This is a genomic window from Lentzea tibetensis (genome assembly GCF_007845675.1).
Classification (GTDB): domain Bacteria; phylum Actinomycetota; class Actinomycetes; order Mycobacteriales; family Pseudonocardiaceae; genus Lentzea; species Lentzea tibetensis.
Genome location: NZ_VOBR01000018.1, coordinates 67,787 through 88,020, shown reverse-complemented (window position 1 = coordinate 88,020; position 20,234 = coordinate 67,787). Strand labels below are relative to the sequence as shown.

Below are 20,234 nucleotides of genomic sequence, written 5' to 3'. Positions count from 1 at the left end.
GCTACTCCCCTTCTTGATGTGACTCGATCAGAGCAGGACGCGCTCGTGGGCCGCGGCCCGGTAGGAACGCGATCTGCGCAGATCCCTCGTCACGACCACCTTCTTGAGCCAGCGGTCGGTGCCGTCGAACCGGGCGGTGAACTCGCTGCGCCCGTGCACGGCCTTGTAGTTGTCGACGATCAGCAGGTCACCGGCACCCAGTGGCACGCCGGTCAGCTGGGTGTCCAGCTCGCTGATCAACGTGGCCAGCGCGGCCGCGGCCTCGGGGTCACCGGGGCGCGCGGTCATGAACGCCGGGTCGATCCGCAGGTACGGCGTCTCGGGGTGACCGAAGAGCACCGCGCTGGGTTCGGGGCTGTCCTGCATCTGCTGGATGGTGTGCACCCGGCCGGTGCCCTCGACGAGCGCACGCGCCCGGTTGAGGTGCTCGTTGTCCGGCCGGATGAGGAACCTCTTCTGCGACAACACCTCTCGGTGCCGCGAAGAGAGGACGACCTCGTCGATGCTCGCGAGTGTCGTCGGCACGGCGTCGTGGTTGCGGATGCCGAGCAGCAGGAGGTAGTCGCAGCGGTGCGGGTGGAAACCGTCCTCGGTGTGCCATTCCAGCTTCACCGTGCCGTGCCCGCTCTGCTCCTTCACCTCCGACGGCATCGGTACGACGTTGTGCAGCAGCTTGCCGTTCTGCAGCGTTGACCAGCCGAAGATGTCGCCGAGCAGGCTGGCGACCAGCACCAGGTACACCTCGTGCGCGGTGAGAGCCGCCGCGCACGCGGGGTCCGGTGCCGAACGCCAGTCCAGCGGCGTCGGGCCGATCTCAGCGTCGTCGACGCGCAGGCCGCGCACCACGAGCGCCGCGGACGGCTCCCGCAACCGGAAGTCGCGCAGTTCGTCGATCAGGTTCTGCGGCAACCGTTGTGCGAGGCCGGCCGCCGCGGCCAGCACCGCGGGTGCGGTGCTGGCGCCGTGGTCGGCAGCGATGTTGCGGGTGAGGGTGTCGACATCCTTGGCGTCGATGGACGACAGGTCCAGGTAGCGAACGTGTCCCTTCATAGTCGTGCTGCCTTCCTTGCTGTTACCGCACCACGTCCTGCGGCGCGGGCAGATATCCGTTGTCCACGAGGAACTGGAAGCAGGAGTGCGCCCACTGCTCGTTGACCGGCGGGCAGGAGATGCCCGATCCTTCGAGCGCCTCGGTGAGGACGCGGCACTCGTCCATGGGGTCGACCGCCTTCTGCAGGTCGGGGTCGAGCGCGGCGTGCCTCATGGACGCGACGCGCAGCAACGGGGTCAGCGGGTAGAGGATGTGGTCCTCTTCCACCTCGAGCGCCTGCCTGCGGGCCTCTGCCTCGTCGACGACGTTGAGGTCGTACCCGAACGTGCGCAGCCACTGGTAGCACTGCGTCATCGTGGTCGGTTCCTGGTTGGTGATGTTGAAGTTCTTGCCCAGGTTCTCCTCGCGCAGCGACGTGTAGACGATCGCCTCGGCGGTGTAGTCGACCGGCACCGCGTTGATCACGTCGTTGTAGAGCGGGAGGACACCGAGGTCCAGGAAGCCCCTGAGGTAGACGTAGAGGTAGTCGGTGTCGTGCGACGCACCGGTCTTGGTGTGACCGGTGATCATCCACGGACGCTGGATCGTCACCGGGATGCCGCGGTCGCGGGCGATGACCGTGATGTGCTCGGCGACCCACTTGGTGCGCGGGTAGCCCGTCGGGATCTTGACCGGCTTCATGCCGAGGTCTTCCTCGGTGAACGGCCGCTCCGCGCCGGTGCCCATGAAGACGTCCACACTGGACACCAGGTGGAACGCCTTGAGGGTCTTCTTGGTGCAGAGCCTGAGCAGCTCCTCGGTGCCGAGGACGTTCGCCGCCTTCATCGCCTCGTACGGGTAGGTGAAGTTGACGATCGCGCCGGAGTGGTAGACCGAGTCGAAGAGCTCGCAGTAGCGGTCGAACTCCTCCTTCGGCAGACCCAGGTACGGCTTGGCGAGGTCACCGGTGACGACCTTGATGCGGTCGCGGTACGACTCGTCCCACGCGCGGTACTTGCGCATGGTCTCCTCGAGCCGGTCCCACGCCGCGTCGGGGCTCTCGCCGCGGACGAGGCAGTGGATCGTCGCGTCAGTGCGGTTGACCAGCTCGACCGCGATGAACACGCCCAGGTAGCCGGTGGCTCCGGTGACGAGGATGTGCTTCGGGGAGAACCAGTTCGCCTTCGGCAGGCCGTCCGGCTTGATGCTCGGGTCGAGCTTCACGTCGGCGACCAGCTCGGCGACCTGCTGCGTGTACAGCGCGGCGCTGTCGACGTCGCTGCGCTCGCGCTGGTGGGTCTCGACGACCCGCGCGATGCCCTGCACGGTGGGGACGCGGAACACCTCGTCGATCGGCAGCTCGATGTCGTTCTCGCGGGAGAGCTGCGAGGCGAGTCGCGCGACCAGCAACGAGTTGCCGCCCAGGGAGAAGAAGTCGGCCGTCGCGCTGATGTGCTGGAGTCCCAGCACCGACGCGAAGGTCTCCGCGATGCCGGCTTCCAGCTCGTTGGCCGGCTCGACGAACCCGCTCGCGAGGATCTGCTGCGGTGCGGGCAGCGCGTTGGTGTCGATCTTGCCGTGCCGGGTGAGCGGCATCTTCTCGAGCGTCACGAAGTTGCTGGGCACCATGTAGTCCGGCACCTGGCCGATGACGTGGTTGATCAGCGTCTCCTGGGTGAGGACGCGGCCGATCACCGGCACGACGTACGCCACGAGACGCGGCACACCGGGCTGGTCCTCGCGGACCGTGACGACGGCCTCCGCCACGAGCGGGTGGCGCAGCACGACGTTCTCGATCTCGGACAGCTCGATGCGGAAGCCGCGGATCTTGACCTGGGTGTCCGCGCGGCCGAGGAACTCGATCGTGCCGTCCGCCTGGTACCGGGCGAGGTCGCCGGTGCGGTACAGGCGACCGGCGCCGAACGGGTTGGGCAGGAAGCGCTCCGCCGTCATCGCCGGCCGGTTGACGTAGCCGCGGGCCACGCCGTCGCCGCCGATGTAGATCTCACCGGGCACGCCTGCGGGCACCGGGTTGTACCGCTTGTCCAGCAGGTAGATCTTCGCGTTCGGCACCGGGCGGCCGATCGGCACGCGCGGCAGGTCCGCGTCGGACGGCTGGACGGGGTGCACGGTCGCCCAGACCGAGGCCTCGGTGGGGCCGTACTCGTTGTACAGCGCGTTGTCCGGCGAGACGCGGTAGTGGTCCGCGACCAGCTTCGGCGGCAGCGCCTCACCGGCGACGACCGTGGTGCGCACCGAGTCGCGCGCCTCGAGGTCGGTCTCCAGCAGTACCGCGTACTGCGACGGCACACCGTCCACGTGGGTCAGTTCGCGGGTGCGGATGAGCCTGCCGAGCAGCCGCGGGTCGAGCACCTCGGAGTCGGTCGGGAACACCACTGTGCCGCCGCGGCTGAGCGTCCAGTAGAGGCCACCGCCCGCCGCGTCGAACGTGAGCGGCGCGAGCACGAGGTAGCGCTCCGGCAGGCCGGAGCCCTCCAGCGAGCTGCGGGCCGCGGTCGACTGCACGATCGAGCGGTGCTCGACCGCGACACCCTTGGGACGCCCGGTGGAACCGGAGGTGTAGATGACGTACGCGAGGTCGCCGGTGTCCACAGAGGACTCGGGCTTGTCGGCCGTGACGTCCGTGGTGGGGATGGTGATGCGGTCGGTGCCCGCGACCTCCTTGGGCAGCACGTCCACCGCGCCGCGCAGGCCGACGAAGATCTCGATCTGCGCGTCGTTCACGATGAACGCCAGGCGGTCCGCCGGGTACGACGGGTCCAGCGGCACGTAGGCGCCACCGGCCTTGAGCACGGCCAGCAGGCCGACGACGGAGTGCACGGTCCGGTCGACCAGCACGCCGACGCGCGACTCGGTGCTGACGCCACGGGACACGAGCTCGGCGGCGAGCGCGTTGGCCCGGCCGTCCAGCTGCGCGTAGGTCAGCTCGGTGTCGCCCGCCGCGACCGCGATGCCGCTCGGGTTGTTGGCCGCCGCCTTCTCCACCAGCTCGTGCAGCGTCGCGGACCGGTCGTGCTCGGCGTACGTGGCGTTCCACGCGACGACGACCTGGTCGTGCTCGGCGTCGGTGAGCAGCGGGATCTCGGCGAGCGGCTTGGCCGGGCTCGCGACGGCCTCGTCCAGCAGCAGCAGGACGTGACCGAGGAAGCGTTCGATCGTGGCCTGGTCGAACAGGTCGGTGTTGTACTGCGCGCGCAGCGTCAGCCCGGTGTCGCGGCGGACCGCGTACAGGTCGATGTCGTGCGGCGTCCACGTGGTGGGCAGGTCGAGCGCCTGGTGCGAGCCCGCCTCCTCGTCGTACGCGAAGAACGTCTGGAACAGCGGTGTGCGGCTGAGGTCGCGCTGCGGCTGGGCGGCCTCGACGATCCGGTCGAACGAGAGGCGGGAGTGCGTCAGCGCCTCGGCGTGGATCGCGCCGACCTGCGCGGCGAGCCGCTCGAGGGTCTCGGACTCGCTCACCTCGATGCGCAGCGGGACCATGTTCTCCAGCGGTCCCACCAGGTTCGCGCCGTCCTCGTGCCACGACGCGGCCACCGGCACGCCGACGGCGAAGTCGCGCTGCTGCGAGTAGCGCGCCAGCACGGCGACGTAGGCGGACAGCAGCACCTCGCTGCCGCACCCGGCGAGCTTCTCCGGTACCGGCACGGTGATCGAGCTGCCGTGGATGGTCTTCAGCGGCGGGCGCGGCCGGTCGGTCGGCAGCTCCAACGCCTGGATCGCGGCGAGCTGGTCGCGCCAGTAGTCGACGTCCTTGGTGGCGTCGTCGCTGTTGACCCAGTCGCGCTGCGCGGTGACGAGCGAGTGGAAGTCGACCGGCGTGGCGAGCACGTCCTGCGCGGTGCCGTCGACGAGCTCGGTGTACTTGGTGAGCACCTCGTCCGCGAGCAGCTTCGCGGACCGGCGGTCGGCGACCATCTGGTGCAGCGTCAGAACGAGCACGTGGTCGCCGGTCCGGCGCAGCAGCGAGGCGCGCACCAGCGGGCCCTTGGCGAGGTCGAACCGCGTGCGGGTCTCGTTCGCGACGACCTTCTCCAGGTCGTCGGTCTCGATCACCGGCAGCCGGAGCGCCACCGCGGGGACGGTCGTCGCGAGCGGGTGCCCGTCGACCTCCCGGAACGTCGCGCGCAGCACCTCGTGGCGCTGCACCACCGAGGTGAGTGCCTGCTGCATGGCGGCCTGGCTGATCTCACCGTCGAGTCGGACGGCGATGCTGACCTGCCACGGCTTGGTCTCGTCGAGCTGGAGGAGCATCCACAGCCTGCGCTGCTCCAGTGAGAGGTTGCTCGGGGTCGCTTCGGCCGAACCATCCAGGAGCTGGGCGAGCAGCGCGCGCTTCTCCTCCGGCGTCATGGACTCCAGCTCGTGCTGCTGGCTCATCGTGAACTCCTGTTCGTTGGTCGGGTCAGCTGCTGACGCGCTCGCGGACGGAACGGGGTCGCATGTCGGTCCAGACTGTGTCGATGTGCTGCAGGCACTCCTGCTTCGTGCCGGTGGTGCCGTCTGCGGTCCAGCCGGCGGGCAGTGCGCGGTCGGCGAACCAGATCGAGTACTGGTCCTGCTCGTTGACCACGACCTGGAAGATCGTGTCGGCGTCGTCGATGCCCATCTGAGTGGTTCTCCTTCGTTCAGCCGAGCTGCCGTAGAAGCTGCTCGATCTCCTTGTCGGTCATGCCTTGGAGCTGGCCGCGCAACGCATCGCCCTTGTCCTTCGGTCCCTTCTCCTTCTCCAGCGCCGCAACGGCTTCCGCGAGCCCGGCCGCCGTCGAACGCTTGAAGAAGTCCCTGATCGGCACGAGCACGCCGAGTTGGTCGCGCACCCGCCCGATGACCTTGGCCGCGAGCATCGAGTGCCCGCCCAGCGCGAAGAAGTCCGCGTGGACGCCGAACTCCTGCACCGGCAACGTGTCCTTGAAGATCGCGACGACCACCCGCTCGGTCTTGTTGCGCGGCGGGGTGTCGTCGACCGCGCCCAGCAGCGCCTGACCGGGGAGTGCGGCGATGGCCGCGCGGTCGACGGTGCCGTCGGTGAGTCGCGGGAGCTCGGGGAGGATGCCGAACGCCACCGGCACCTCGTGCGGCTGCAGCGTGGCGTTCGCCTTCGCCTTGGTCGTGGCGACGAACTCGTCCTGCTCACGCGGGGAGGCCGCGGCTTTCGCGCCGTCCAGCACCAGCCAGCCGACCAGCCTCGTCTCGGTGCCGACGTGTCCCGCCACCACCGCCGCCGCCCGGACGCCCTCGGTGGATTCGAGCACCGCCTCGACCTTGGCCGGGTCGACCTGGTGGTCGCCCGCCACGATGCGGTTGTCCGTGTAGCCGACGAAGTGCAGGTCTCCGGTGCGGGTGTAGCGGTAGCGCTGGCCGGTCGCCGCGCCGTTGAGGTGCAGCTCGCCGACCGTGCCGATCGGGGCGGGTGCGCCGGTGAGGTCCAGGAGGGCCCTCGTGGTGTTGGGCAGCGGGGTGCCGAGCCCGTCCGCCGCGAGGCCGATCGGGATGGCCGACACCGGGTTCTCGTGCGCCACCAGCACTTCGGCGCCGGTGCGGCGGAGCATGTCCACCAGGTCGTCGGCGATCACCTCGCCGCGGCACAGCAACCGGGCGCCGGGCGGTGGGGTCCAGCCGTCGGTGAGCAGCCGCCGCCAGGCCGGCGCCCGGCCGATGATCAGCGATCCGGTGTCGCCGATGGTCACCTGCTCGGAGAGGAACAGGTCGGCGAGGTGGGGCGGGTCGCCCGCCAGCAGGACCACGTCGCCTGCCGCGAGCCGATTCCTCATCACGGTGACCGCGGTGACCAGGTCCCGGTGTGAGAAGCCCTGCCACGCAACGTCTTCCGAGCGTGGCGTCGTGGCGTCCGCCGGGTCGAAGCGGGGACCGGTGGTGATCACCCAGTCGGCACCGGACGCCTTCACGAACGCCCCGTCCCGCGTGTGCCGCGAGCCGTACGCGAACTGCCCGCCGACCTCGAACACCGCCAGTGCGATCACGACCAGGTCGGCGGAGGCGACCGGTGGCGTCGACACCACGTGTCCGCCGACGCCTTCCTCACGCAGCCGCTCGGCCAGTTCGGCGGCACGGGCCCGCAGCTCCTCGTTCGCCACGAGGTCGAGAACCGTGCCGTCGGGCACCGGAAGCGAAGCCCCCTCCGCCCAGTACGACACCTGGGCCAGGTCGTCCTCGCTCGCCACCGGCAGAGACCCGGACACGACCTCCGGGTCGCGGCACACCTCGTCCAGCACGGCCCGGTAGACAGCCAGAACCGCTTGCGCGGTAGCCGAGTCGTAGAGGTCGGCGTCGTAGTCGAGCCGCAGCTCCACACCCACGGCGGCGGGCACGACGGTCAGCCAGAGATCGAACTTGGCGGACGTCGAGGACAGCGAGACCGGTGCCATGGTCAGCGAAGGCAGCTCGAGCGTGACGGCCGGCTGCTCCTGCATCGAGAACATGACGTCGAACAACGGGTTCCGGTCCAGCATGCGGGGCAACCGCATCTCCTCGACCAGCCGGTCGAACGGCATCTGCTGGTGCTGGAACGCCGCCAGGCAGGTGTCCCGCACCGCCACGACCGCGGCGCCGAACGACTCCTCCAGCGGCAACCGGGTCCGCAGCACCAGCGTGTTGGCGAAGAACCCGATCAGCTCTTCGGAGTCGGGGTGGTGCCGCCCGGCGACCGGCGTCCCCACCGCGACGTCGGCCTGCCCGGTGACACGGGCCAGCGCCACCTTGAAGGCGGCCAGCAGCACCATGAACCGGGTGGCACCCCAGCAGGAGGCGACAAGGTCGACCGACGCGACGTCGGGCAACGGCAGCGACAGCCGCCCGCCGGTCATCCGCCGCGCGGTGTCCCGCGGCCGGTCGACGGGCAGGTTCAGCGGGGTGACACCGGAGAGCGCGGACCGCCAGTGCGTCACCAGGTCGCGCATCGGCTCACCGGACAGCGTCTCCTGTTGCCACGCCACGTAATCCGCGTACTGGATGGGCAGCTCGTCCAGCGGCGTCAGGTCACCGGACGCCAACCGTCCGTAGGCCATCGCGAGGTCGCGGTAGAAGATCTCGGTCGACCAGCCGTCGCAGGCGATGTGGTGGATCACCACGATCAACGTGTGCAGCTCGGCGGACTCCCGCACCAGCACCACGCGCAGCAGCGGCGGCTCGTCCAGTGAGAACGGGATCGCGGCCTGCTCGGCGGCCAGCGACTGCACGTCGCCCTCGACGACCGGCAGCGACACCAGCGTCTCCGGGATCACGACCTGGCGCGGCTCGCCGTCGACCAGGCCGATGCCGGTGCGCAGGCTCTCGTGCCGCGCCACGACCTCGTTCAACGCGCGCTGCAGCAGCACGTGGTTGAGGCGACCGGCCAAGGACACCGCGCTCACCACGTTGTACGCGGCGTTGGAGGAAGCGTCGAGCTGGCAGAGGAACCACAGCTGTCGTTGCGACGACGCCGCGGGCAGAACGAAGAAGTCGCTGTAGTCGCGGGCAGGCCCGCCACTCACACCGCCCACATAGGACGAACTGCTCATCGTTCGGCCCTTTCCGCGACGAGGTCGGCTTCGATCAGCGAGACGATGCGCTGCTCGTTGTGCTCTACGAAGAAGTGGTCACCGTCGAAGTCCGTGACGCGGCAACCCTCGGAGGTGAGTGCGGCCCAGCCCGAACTACCCGACACGGTCACCTGCACGTCACCGCGCCCGCGCAGGACGTGGATCGGCACGGGCAGCGGCGGCTGTTGCACGTGGTGGTAGTCCTCGACGACCGCGAGGTCGGCGCGGATCGTCGGCAGCATCAGGTCGATCAGCGCCGGGTACTCCAGCACCTCGGGGTCGAGTCCGTTGACGCCGATCAGCCACGCCACGAGCTCGTCGCGCGGGAGGTCGTGCGCGCGGTCGAGGTCGAGCTGCTGCGGCGCGTCCATGCCTGCGACGAAAAGCCCTTGAGGCAGCGGAAGTCCCAGCGCGCGCAGCTTCCGACACAGCTCGTACGCCACCAACGCACCCATGCTGTGCCCGTAGAAGGCGTACGGCTTCGAGAAGACCTTGCCCAGTCCGACGACCAGCGCGTCGACGAGATCGCCGAGGTCCGCGATCGCCGGTTCGCGCAGCCGGGACTCCCTGCCGGGCAGGCGAACCGCGGAGACGCGCAGCGAGTCGGTGTGCTGGTGCCAGGTCTGGAAGACCGAGCTCCCGCCGCCCGCGTGGGGGAAGCACACCAGTTCGCACGCAGGATCGGACACGTCGGCGAAAGACGTCAGCCAACTGGCCACGCGCACCTCCCAAATGGATTTCCGTCGGCGGGCTCAATCAATGTGCCAGCGCACCCCATGGGCAAGTCAAGGCGGCTGTAGAAAGGTGAGAGATCGCAGGTAGGGACGTGAGAACGACCCGAGAGGGGCCCTCTTTACATTCAGCACAAGCGGTCAGGAGAAATGGAGTATCGCCGATGCCCGGACGCACCTTGGCGCATGTCCTGCTCGACCACGTCGCTGCCGACGGAGACCGGCTCGCGTTCGAGTACCTGCACGACGACGGCCGGGTCGACACGCTGACGTACCGGGAGCTCCTGGACCGCGCGACCCAGGTCGCGCAGCAGCTGCACTCCACCGGGCCCGCGCTGCTGCTCTACCCGCCCGGCCTGGACTTCGTCGTCGCCGTGTACGGCTGCTTCCTCGCAGGTGTACCGGCCGTACCGACGTATCCGCCGCTGTTCGGAGCAGCCGACCGGATCAAGCAGCGGTTCGCGCGAGTGCTCGCCGACTCGCAGGCGACCACGCTGCTCGCGGACCCGTTCGTGCTCTCGATGCTCACCTCGTCCGGCGCGCCGGAGGGCCTGCCGCCGGTCGTCACGATCGACCCGGACACGCCGATCGACCGCGAGTGGAGCCGGCTGCCGTCGCCGGAGGACCTCGCGCTCGTCCAGTACACCTCGGGCAGCACGAATCAGCCGAAAGGCGTCATGCTGACGCACGGAAATCTGATGGCGAATATGCGCGCGATCAGTGACGTCTTCAAACTGGACACGGACACGCGCGCGATTTCCTGGCTTCCGCCATATCACGACATGGGCCTCATCGGGTTCATTCTGACGCCCGTTCACGGCGGTTTCCCGGTGCGTCTGATGTCGCCGATCCACTTCCTCAAGAACCCGCTCGAATGGCTCCGGCAGATCAGCGAGCAGCGCGTCACGCACACCGGCGCCCCGAACTTCGGCTACGACCTGTGCGTGCGGCGCGCCGCGGGCAAGGACCTGTCCGAGCTGGACCTGAGCCGCTGGCGGCTCGCGTTCAACGGAGCCGAGCCGATCCGCATGCGCACCCTGAAGGTGTTCGCGGATCGCTTCGCCGCCAACGGTTTCCGCTCCGAGGCGTTCCTCCCGTGCTACGGGCTCGCCGAAGCGACGTTGATCGTCACCGGACGTCATCTCGACGACGACTGCGTGGACGCGGATGGACGCGTGGACTGCGGCCCGGTGATCGACCGCCACGACCTGAAGATCGTCGACGACGGTGAGGTCACCGACGGCGAAGGCGAGATCTGGGTGCGCGGCCCGAGCATCAGCCGCGGCTACCTCAACGACACCGGCCAGCCGGAGAGCGAGCTGTTCGGCGACATCGACGGCCGCCGCTACCTGCGCACCGGCGACCTCGGCTACCTGCGCGACGGCCACCTGTTCGTCACCGGCCGCAGCAAGGACGTCCTGATCCAGAACGGCGTCAACCACCACGCGCACGACATCGAGGCGGCCGCGGTGCTGGACAACCCGCTGCTCCGCCCGACCGCGGCCGCGTTCACGATCGACGACGAGGAACTGGTGCTGGCCGTCGAACTGGCCAAGCGCACCGACGTCGACCTCGGTGAGCTGGCGGTCGACGTGCGCGCCGAGGTGCTGTCGTCGACCGGCGCGCGCGTCGACACCGTCGTGCTGTGCCTGCCGGGCACGATCCCGCGCACGACCAGCGGCAAGATCCAGCGCAGCCTGGCCAGAACCCGTTACGCGGCAGGCGAACTGGGCGGCACGGTCGTCGCCGCGTCCTCTGCGACCGCCGTCGCCACCGAACCGCTCGAGGAGCTGCTGTCGAGCGTCTTCGCCGCGGTGTGCGAGGTGGCGGCGTGCGCGCCGACGCAGGCGTTGAGCAGCATCGGCGGCGACTCGATCCGCGCCGCCGAGATCGCGGCGGTCACCGAGGACGCGCTCGCCCTGCCCGTGCCGATCGACGTCGTGCTCGACGCGCAGACACCACGTGAGCTGACCGCTCGGCTACTGGCGTTGTGGGGTGCCGACAGCGCGCACGTGATCGACCGGATCACCGACCTCGCCGGGAGCGTCCGGTGAGTCTCGGACGCGACCTCGTCAGCCGCTGGCGCACCCGGACTCACGCCGCCGCGACGACGCTTCCCGCGCAGGAGGGGCTGCGACTGTTCGAGGAGATCCACCCCGGCACGGCCGTGAACGTCCTGTCGTTCGTGGCGTCGGTACCGGGAAACCTCGATGTGGCACGCCTGCGCGCCGCACTGGCCGAGGTCGCGTCCCGGCACGCGTTGCTGGCCAGCACCGATCTCCACGTGTCCGCGGCCGACCACCGCGACACCGCGCTGCAGGAAGCCCGTGACCACGCGAAAGAGCCCCTGGATCTGACCGGTCCGCTCTGGCGCGCAAACGCTTGGCAGACCCCGGACGAGACGATCATCCAGATCATCGCGCACCACCTGGTCTCCGACGGCTGGTCGCTCGGCGTCTTCCTCGCCGAACTGTCCACTGTGTACAACGGCGACGCGCTCCCGCCCGCCCAACCGGTACCCGCGAGCATCACCGAGGTCACCGAGCAGGACCTCGCGCACTGGAACGACAAGCTCGCCGGCCTGGCACCACTCGCACTGCCCACCGACCTGCCGAGGCCGGCCCGCAAGGCGTTCCGCTCGGGCCACGTCCCGATCAGCGCCGAGATCCGGGGCCTCCGCGAGGTGGCGGAACAGGAGCGCGCCACGCCGTTCATGGTGCTGCTGAGCGCACTGCACCACACCGTCGCGAAGGTCTCGGGACAGCACGACATCGCGATCGGCTCCCCCACCGCGACCGCGGAACGACACCGCGCGCCCCGCGCGATCGGCCCGCTGGTCAACATGCTCGCGCTGCGCACCAACAGCGCGGACGCCCGCACCGGCCGCGACCTGATCCAGCAGGTCCGCGAGACGTGCCTCACCGCGTACGGCCACGGGCATGTACCGCTGGAGAAGCTGGCCGACGCGCAGTTCCAGGTGATGTGCGTGCTCCAGGACGGCCTGCCCGAGTTCAGCATGGACGGCCTGCCGGTGCGCCCGCTGCTCATGGCCCCGGCCGCGATCCAGTACGACGTCGAGCTGTACCTGTGGCTCACCCCGGACGGCCTCACGGGTTTCCTCGGCTACGACACCGACCTCTTCGCACCGTCGACGGCCCAACTGCTGGCCGACCGGTTCACCACCACGCTGACCAGGCTCATCGCCGACCCGGACACCGCACTCACCGACCTGGACATCCGTCCGGACGCCGAGCGCACCCGCCTGGCCGAGCTCGAATCCGGCTACGCGGCACCGGAACCGAGGCAGTGCGTGCACGAGCTGGTCGAGGCACAGGCCGACCGCACCCCGGACGCCATCGCGCTCAGGGCGAAGGACGCGACCCTCACCTACCGCGAGCTCGACATCCAGGCCAACCGACTGGCCAACCACCTGATCGAACGAGGAATCCAGCCCGGTGACCTGGTCGGCGTGTGCCTGCCGCGCACGAGCAAGCTGATCGTCTCGATCCTCGGCATCCTCAAGGCGGGCGCGGCTTACGTACCGATCGACCCCGCCTACCCGGCCGAACGCGTCGAGTTCATCCGCGAGGACACCAACGCACCGGTCGTCATCACCGACGACACCTTCGCGTTGTCGGCCAACGGATCCAGGCCGACACGAGACGTCCGGCCAGACGACCTGGCGTACACGATCTACACCTCGGGCTCCACGGGACTGCCCAAGGGCGTGATGATCGAGCACCGCCAGACCACCGCGATGCTGGCGTGGGCGACGCGCGTCTACCCGCCCGAGGTGCTGGCGGAAACGCTGGCGGCCACGTCGATCTGCTTCGACCTCTCGGTGTACGAGATCTTCGCGCCGCTCTCGATCGGCGCCGCGGTGACGCTCGCCCCCAACGACGCGCTGGACCTGATCCACTCGCCGGAGCTGTTCGAGCACATCACGCTCGTCGACACCGTGCCGTCCGTCGGCCGCGAGCTGCTGGCCGCCGACGCCATCCCGCCACACGCGCACACGATCAACCTCGCGGGTGAGCCACTGTCCCCCGAACTGGTCCGCGAGCTGCACGCGCACCCGGTGGTCGACACCGTCAACAACCTGTACGGGCCCAGCGAGGACACCACCTACTCCACCCTCGCGGTCACCGATCCGGCCCACCGCCGCACGCCCATCGGCCGTCCGATCGACGGCACCGAAGCACACGTCCTGGACGCCGAACTCCGGCCGGTGCCGCTGGGTTCGGTCGGCGAGCTGTACCTGTCCGGCAACGGGATCACCCGCGGCTACCACGACCGGCCGGCGCTGACCGCCGAGCGCTACCTGCCGAATCCGTTCGGCACCGGGCGTCTGTACCGCACCGGCGACCTCGTGCGGTGGCGCCCGGACGGCCAGCTCGACTACCTCGGCCGCATCGACAACCAGGTCAAGATCCGCGGCCACCGCATCGAGCTGGGCGAGATCGAGACCGTCCTGCGCAGGCAGGGCGTCACCGACGCGGCGGTCGCCGTGCACCAGGACCGCCTGGTCGCGTACGTCGTCGGCGAGGTGGACCTCGACGAGCTGCGCACGAGCCTGCCGGACTACATGGTCCCGACGCACGTCGTCACGCTCGACGAGCTTCCGTTGACCCCGAACGGCAAGGTCGACCGCAAGGCGCTGCCCGCTCCGACGTTCGAGGCCGGGGAAGCGCCGCGCGACCTGACCGAACAGCTGGTCGCGGATCTGTGGGAGGAGCTGCTCGACCGGCCGGTCGGCGTGCACGACAACTTCTTCAACATCGGCGGCCACTCGCTGCTCGCGACCCGGCTCACCCACCGGCTCACGACCGCGCTCGGCACAACGGTTCCGCTGCGGCTGATCTTCGACCACCCGACCGTCGCGTCGCTGGCCGCGAACCTGCCGGAGACCAGCAACTTCACGCCGATTCCCCGCGTGGTGCGCGAGGAGAACCCGGACGGCACCATCACCCTGCCCGCGTCGGCCGGCCAGCAGCGCCTGTGGTTCCTCTGCCAGCTCGACCCGCAGGCGGACCGCGCGTACCAGATCACCGGCGGCGCGCGCATCGAAGGCGACCTGGACGTCGCGAAGCTGAACGACGCCATCCGCCAGGTCGCCCAGCGTCACGAGTCGTTGCGCACCACGCTGCACGTGGTCGACGGCGAGGTCGTGCAAACCGTCCATCCACAGTGGACGCCGAGCGCGAGCCTCTTCCGCGCGGACGTCCTGCGCACCGGCGACGCGCACGAGCTGCACCTGTCACTGCACCACGCGATCGCCGATGGCTGGTCGTTGACGGTGCTGCTCAAGGAGATCGCCGACCTCTACCGCGGCGACGCGCTCCAGGAGCCCCTCCAGTACGGCGACTTCGCCACGTGGCAGCGCAACACCCCGACCGTCGACGCCGAGCTGGAACACTGGGCGAACAAGCTCAGCAACGCCGCTCCGCTCGACCTGCCGACCGACCGCCCCCGACCGGCCCGGCAGACGCACAACGGCGCGGCCGTCCCGATCACGTTGCCCGCCAACACGATCGAACGGCTGGCCAGGAGCACGGACACCACGGCGTTCACGGTCGTCACGACCGCGTTGACGGTGCTGCTCGCCGAGCTGTCCGGCCAGCACGACGTGACGATCGGCATCCCGACGACCGGCCGCACGCACCCGGACACCCAGGATGTCATCGGCTTCCTGGTCAACAGCCTCCCGTTGCGCCGCACCACGACCCCGGACACGACACTCGCGCAAGCGTTGAAGGACACGCACGCCGAGCTGAACGAGACGCACCGGCACAGCGACACGCCGTTCGAGCAGCTGGTCAACCACCTGCGCCCGGAACGCGACCAGAGCCGCAGCCCGCTGTTCCAGGTCATGCTGGCGCTGAACGTCGAGCCGCCGCGGGAGCTGGACATCTCCGGCCTGCGCTTCACCCGCTTCGACGAACCGCCCGCGGGCACGCAGTTCGACCTGTCGCTGCACCTCGAACAGACGCCGCGTGCGGTGACCGGCCACCTCACCTACAACACCGACCTGTTCGAGGCCGGCACCGCGCAACTCCTGGCAGACCGCCTCGCACTGGTCGTCGAGGCACTCGCCGAGCGGCCGGACACCACGCTCGCGGAGCTGGACGTCCGCACCTCGGCCGAACGGGAAACCGGGTGGGACATCGGCTTCTCGGCCGAGTTCCCGGACCAGTGCGTCCACGAGCTGTTCGAGGCACAGGCCCGACGCACACCTGATGCGATCGCGCTGAGGGCGTCCGACACCACCCTGACGTACCGCGAGCTGGACACGCGCGCGAACCGGCTGGCCCAGCACCTGATCGACCTCGACGTCCAGCCGGGCGCACTGGTCGGCGTGTGCCTGCCCCGCACCAGCGCGCTGATCGTGTCGATGCTCGGCATCCTCAAGATCGGCGCCGCGTACGTGCCGATCGACCCGGCCTATCCGGCCGAGCGCGTCGAGTTCATCCTCGCGGACACCAATGCTCCGTGCCTCATCACCGAGGACACCTTCGAACTGTCCGATGTGGATGCTCAGCCGGTGAACGTCGCACGTCCCGAGCACCTGGCGTACACGATCTACACCTCGGGTTCGACCGGACTCCCCAAGGGCGTGATGATCGAGCACCGGCAGGCCGCGGCCATGCTGGAGTGGGCTCGCCGCGTGTTCCCGGCCGAGGTCATGGAGCACACGCTCGCCGCGACCTCGGTGTGCTTCGACCTGTCCGTGTACGAGATCTTCGCGCCGCTGACCACCGGTGCCACGGTCACGCTCGCACCGAACGACGCGCTCGACCTCATCCACGACCGCAAGCACTACCAGCACATCACGCTGATCAACTCGGTGCCGTCGGTCGCCCGCGAGCTGCTCGCCGCCGACGCCATTCCGCGCCACGCGCACACCATCAATCTCGCGGGTGAACCGCTGCCGCCTGCCCTGGTGCGCGACCTGTACGCGCACCGGAACGTGCACACGGTCAACAACCTGTACGGCCCCAGCGAGGACACCACGTACTCGACGCACGCGGTCACCAACCCCGGCCACGACCGCACCCCGATCGGCACGCCGGTCGACGGCACGCAGACGCACGTTCTGGACGCCGCGCTGCGTCCGGTCCCGCTGGGTTCGATCGGCGAGCTGTACCTGTCCGGTCTTGGCATCACCCGCGGCTACCACAACCGGCCTGGTCTCACCGCGTCCCGCTACCTGCCGAACCCGTTCGGTGAAGGCAGGTTGTACCGCACCGGCGACCTCGTCCGCTGGCGCCCGGACGGCCAGCTCGACTACCTCGGCCGCATCGACAACCAGGTCAAGATCCGCGGCCACCGCATCGAGCTCGGCGAGATCGAGACCGCGCTGCGGTTGCAGGAGCGCGTGACCGACGCGGTCGTGGCCGTGCGCGAACAGCGGCTCGTCGCGTACGTCGTCGGGCTGTGCGACCTGGAGGCGTTGCGCGCCAAGCTGCCCGGCCACCTCGTGCCGAACCAGGTCGTGATGCTCGATGCACTTCCGTTGACCCCCAACGGGAAGGTCGACCGCAACGCGTTGCCCGCGCCGGCCGTCTCGGCGCCGGTGCCGCTCGAACTGCCTGCCTCCGCGGAGGAGAAGCTGGTCGCCGACCTCTTCGCCGAGCTGCTGGAGGTCCCCGAGTTCGGCATGCACGACAACTTCTTCGACCTCGGCGGCCACTCGCTGCTCGCGACCCGCCTCACCCACCGGCTCACCACCGCGCTCGACACGACGGTCCCGCTGCGGCTGATCTTCGACCACCCGACGGTGGCGTCGCTGGCCGCGCACCTGCCGGTCAACAAGGACTTCGCCCCGATCCCGGTGCTCGACCGCACGCCTGACGAGGACGGCACGCTCGTGCTGCCGGCGTCTGCTGCGCAGCAGCGTCTGTGGTTCCTGTGCAAGCTCGATCCGCAGGCCAACCTGGCCTACCACATCACCGGCGCAGCGGAGATCGACGGACCGCTCGACGTCGAGCGCCTCCAGGAGGCCTTGCGCGCCACCACGTTGCGCCATGAGGCGCTGCGCACGTCGTTGCGCGAGGTCGACGAGGAGATCGTCCAGGTCGTGTCGCCGGACCCGGTCGTGCTGCTGTCGCAGGTCAGCTCGCCGGACTGGGAGTCGGTCGTCGAGGCGGAGTCCGCGCACCCGTTCGACGTCGCCGATGGTCCGCTGATGCGTGCGGTGCTCGTGCACGTCGACAAGAAGCGGCACGTGCTGCTGCTCAGCCTGCACCACGTGATCTCCGACGGCTGGTCGGTCGACCTGCTGCTGCGCGAGATCACCGCGCACTACGACGGCGTGCGTCCGGCTGAGGCGACTGTGCAGTACGCGGACTTCGCCGCGTGGCAACAGGAGGACGGCGACCTGGACTTCTGGCGCTCGCACCTCGCCGGCGCCGTGCCGCTCGACCTGCCGACCGATCGGCCGCGGCCCGCGCACCAGACGCACCACGGCGCCACGGTTCCGCTTGACCTGCCGGTCCCGTCGATGCCGGGCACCACGACGTTCACCGTGCTCGCGACGGCGTTGAGCGTCCTGCTGACCAAGCTCACCGGCCAGCACAGCGTCACCATCGGCACCCCGACGAGCGGCCGCAACCACCCCGACACGACCGGCCTGATCGGCCTGCTGGTCAACACGCTTCCCTTGCACGTCAAGACGTCCCCGGACACCACGCTCGAGGAGGCGTTGCGGGCGACCCAGAACTCCGTGCTCGATCTGCACCTGAACGAGGTGCCGTTCGAACTCCTAGTGCGCGAGCTGGAACCCGCGCGCGACCAGAGCCGCAGCCCGCTGTTCCAGGTCATGCTCGCGGTCAACAGCACGCCGCCCGCGTACTGGCTGCCGGACCTGACCGTCCGCCCGATCCCGGTGCCGCAGCAGGCGACCCAGTTCGATCTCGTCCTGCAGGTCGAGGAACGCCCCGAGTCCGTCACAGGGCGGCTCGTCTACAACACGGACCTGTTCGAGCAGTCCACGATGCGGCTGTTCGCGTCGCGGCTGACCGGTGTGCTGGAGGCGCTCGTCTCCGCTCCGCACATCACGATCGCCGAGCTGGACGTCCGCGCCACCGCCGAACGCGCCCAGCTCGCCGCACTCGAAACCGGCCACCCCGCTTCGGTTCCGCTGCAGTGCGTGCACTCGCTGGTCGAGGCGCAGGTCGACCGCACCCCGGATGCCGTTGCCCTGCGGGCGATCGACACCACCCTGACCTATCAGGCTTTGGACACGCAGGCCAACCGCCTCGCGCACCACCTGCGTTCGCTCGGCATCGGACCGGGCGACCTGGTCGGCGTGCGCATGCCGCGCACCAGCAGGTTGATCGTCTCGATCCTCGGCATCCTCAAGGCGGGCGCCGCCTACGTGCCGATCGACCCGGCGTACCCAGACTCACGCGTCGAGTTCATCGTTTCGGACACCAACGCCCCGGTCGTCCTCACCGAGGACACGTTCGCGCTGTCCTCCGACTCGTCGCGTCCGGTGGCTCTTGCCCAACCGGACGACCTGGCGTACACGATCTACACCTCGGGTTCGACAGGCCTGCCCAAGGGCGTCATGATCGAACACCGGCAGACCGCCGCCATGCTGGAGTGGGCGACGCGCGTCTTCCCCGCGGGCGCGTTCTCGGAAACCCTTGCGGCCACGTCGATCTGCTTCGACCTCTCGGTGTACGAGATCTTCGCGCCGCTCTCGATCGGCGCCACCGTCACGCTCGCCCCGAACAACGCCCTGGACCTGATCCACTCGCCGGAGCTCTTCCAGCACATCACTTTGATCAACTCGGTGCCGTCGGTTGCGCGTGAGTTGCTAGCCGTGGATGCGATCCCGCCGCTCGCGCGGACCATCAACCTCGCCGGCGAGCCGCTGTCGCCCGAGCTGGTCCGCTCGCTGTACGCGCATCCGGTCGTCTCCGTGTTGCACAACCTCTACGGCCCCAGTGAGGACACGACGTACTCCACGCACGCCGTGACTTCGCCCGACGACGACCGCACCCCCATCGGACTGCCCGTCGACGGCACTTGCGGGTACGTCCTCGACCCGGCTCTGCGCCCGGTGCCGCTGGGCTCGGTCGGCGAGCTGTACCTGGCCGGTCTGGGCATCACTCGCGGCTACCACAACCGGGCTTCACTGACCGCGTCCCGTTACCTGCCGAACCCGTTCGGACCTGGGCGGTTGTACCGCACCGGTGACCTCGTGCGCTGGCGTCCGGACGGCCAGCTCGATTACCTCGGCCGCATCGACAACCAGGTCAAGATCCGCGGGCATCGCATCGAGCTCGGCGAGGTCGAAACCGTGCTGCGCCAGCAACCTTCCGTCTCCGACGCGGTGGTCGTGGTGCGGGACGAGCTGCTGGTCGCGTACGTGGTGGGGGCGGTCTCCCTCGACGCGTTGCGGACGTTGCTGCCCGGCCATCTCGTGCCTGGGCAGGTGGTCGTCCTGGACGCCCTTCCGTTGACCCCCAACGGGAAGGTCGACCGGAACGCCCTGCCCTCGCCTTCGCCGGTCGCTTCGGCCGCGCACGTGCCGCCGTCCACGGCTGCGGAGAAGTTGCTCGTGGAGATCTGGGCGGAGTTGCTGGAGCGGTCGGACATCGGCGTCCACGACAGCTTCTTCGCGCTCGGGGGGCACTCGTTGCTCGCCAGCCGGATGGTGTCTCGGGTGGCTGCTCGTTGTGGTGTGCGGTTGGACCTGCGGCTCGTGTTCGACCAGCCCACTGTTGCGGAGCTCGCTGTTCACCTTCCGGAGGCCGTCTCGGCGCCTGTGGTGATTCCTCGGCTTCGGCGGGTGCGGGGGTGAAGGCTGCCGGGCTTCGCCCGGACCACGAGTGATGCCTCCTTCGTCGGCGTCACTCGTACCGAATTCTTGGGTGGCTTGGCACCGTGGTCCCGATCCGGTTGTCG

The 20,234-nt window shown here is 69.5% G+C and carries 7 protein-coding genes; 2 read left to right on the top strand and 5 right to left on the bottom strand.

The genetic code is table 11. The annotated features are described in order from the left end of the window. Positions 1–27: 27 nt before the first annotated feature. The 5 genes from gntD to FKR81_RS26485 are packed head-to-tail and all read right to left on the bottom strand — an operon-like array spanning position 28 to position 9,308. A complete protein-coding gene (gene gntD / locus FKR81_RS26505; RefSeq protein WP_222598409.1) occupies positions 28–1,050 on the bottom strand; it encodes a guanitoxin biosynthesis L-enduracididine beta-hydroxylase GntD in 1,023 nt (340 codons plus the stop codon). 22 nt (positions 1,051–1,072) lie between these two features. Further along, positions 1,073–5,428: a non-ribosomal peptide synthetase gene (locus tag FKR81_RS26500; protein WP_146355587.1), complete on the bottom strand. Its 4,356-nt coding sequence runs from the start codon at positions 5,426–5,428 to the stop codon at positions 1,073–1,075. Positions 5,429–5,453: 25 nt separating this feature from the next. Further along, positions 5,454–5,657: an MbtH family protein gene (locus tag FKR81_RS26495; RefSeq protein WP_146355585.1), complete on the bottom strand. Its 204-nt coding sequence runs from the start codon at positions 5,655–5,657 to the stop codon at positions 5,454–5,456. Between the two features lie 19 nt (positions 5,658–5,676). Next, positions 5,677–8,568, bottom strand: a complete 2,892-nt coding sequence (locus FKR81_RS26490; RefSeq protein WP_146355583.1) for a condensation domain-containing protein — start codon at positions 8,566–8,568, stop codon at positions 5,677–5,679. Then, the gene (locus tag FKR81_RS26485) at positions 8,565–9,308 is read right to left on the bottom strand and encodes a thioesterase II family protein (protein WP_222598408.1); all 744 of its coding nucleotides are present in this window, start codon (positions 9,306–9,308) and stop codon (positions 8,565–8,567) included. The genes FKR81_RS26490 and FKR81_RS26485 overlap by 4 nt, the downstream gene beginning before the upstream one ends. A gap of 176 nt (positions 9,309–9,484) precedes the next feature. Here FKR81_RS26485 and FKR81_RS26480 point away from each other — a divergent pair, with 176 nt between their 5' ends. Both FKR81_RS26480 and FKR81_RS26475 read left to right on the top strand, forming a co-directional pair. Further along, complete coding sequence (locus FKR81_RS26480) at positions 9,485–11,374, top strand: AMP-binding protein (RefSeq protein ID WP_146355578.1); 1,890 nt, start codon at positions 9,485–9,487, stop codon at positions 11,372–11,374. Continuing rightward, a complete protein-coding gene (locus FKR81_RS26475; RefSeq protein ID WP_186763185.1) occupies positions 11,371–20,130 on the top strand; it encodes a non-ribosomal peptide synthetase in 8,760 nt (2,919 codons plus the stop codon). Before FKR81_RS26480 ends, FKR81_RS26475 begins: the two co-directional genes overlap by 4 nt. Positions 20,131–20,234 lie beyond the last annotated feature (104 nt).

Excerpts from the sequence above, each read along its gene's own strand:
- gntD (WP_222598409.1), bottom strand. The coding sequence starts at position 1,050 with ATGAAGGGACACGTTCGCTACCTGGACCTGTCGTCCATCGACGCCAAG.
- FKR81_RS26500 (WP_146355587.1), bottom strand. The coding sequence starts at position 5,428 with ATGAGCCAGCAGCACGAGCTGGAGTCCATGACGCCGGAGGAGAAGCGC.
- FKR81_RS26495 (WP_146355585.1), bottom strand. The coding sequence starts at position 5,657 with ATGGGCATCGACGACGCCGACACGATCTTCCAGGTCGTGGTCAACGAG.
- FKR81_RS26490 (WP_146355583.1), bottom strand. The coding sequence starts at position 8,568 with ATGAGCAGTTCGTCCTATGTGGGCGGTGTGAGTGGCGGGCCTGCCCGC.
- FKR81_RS26480 (WP_146355578.1), top strand. The coding sequence starts at position 9,485 with ATGCCCGGACGCACCTTGGCGCATGTCCTGCTCGACCACGTCGCTGCC.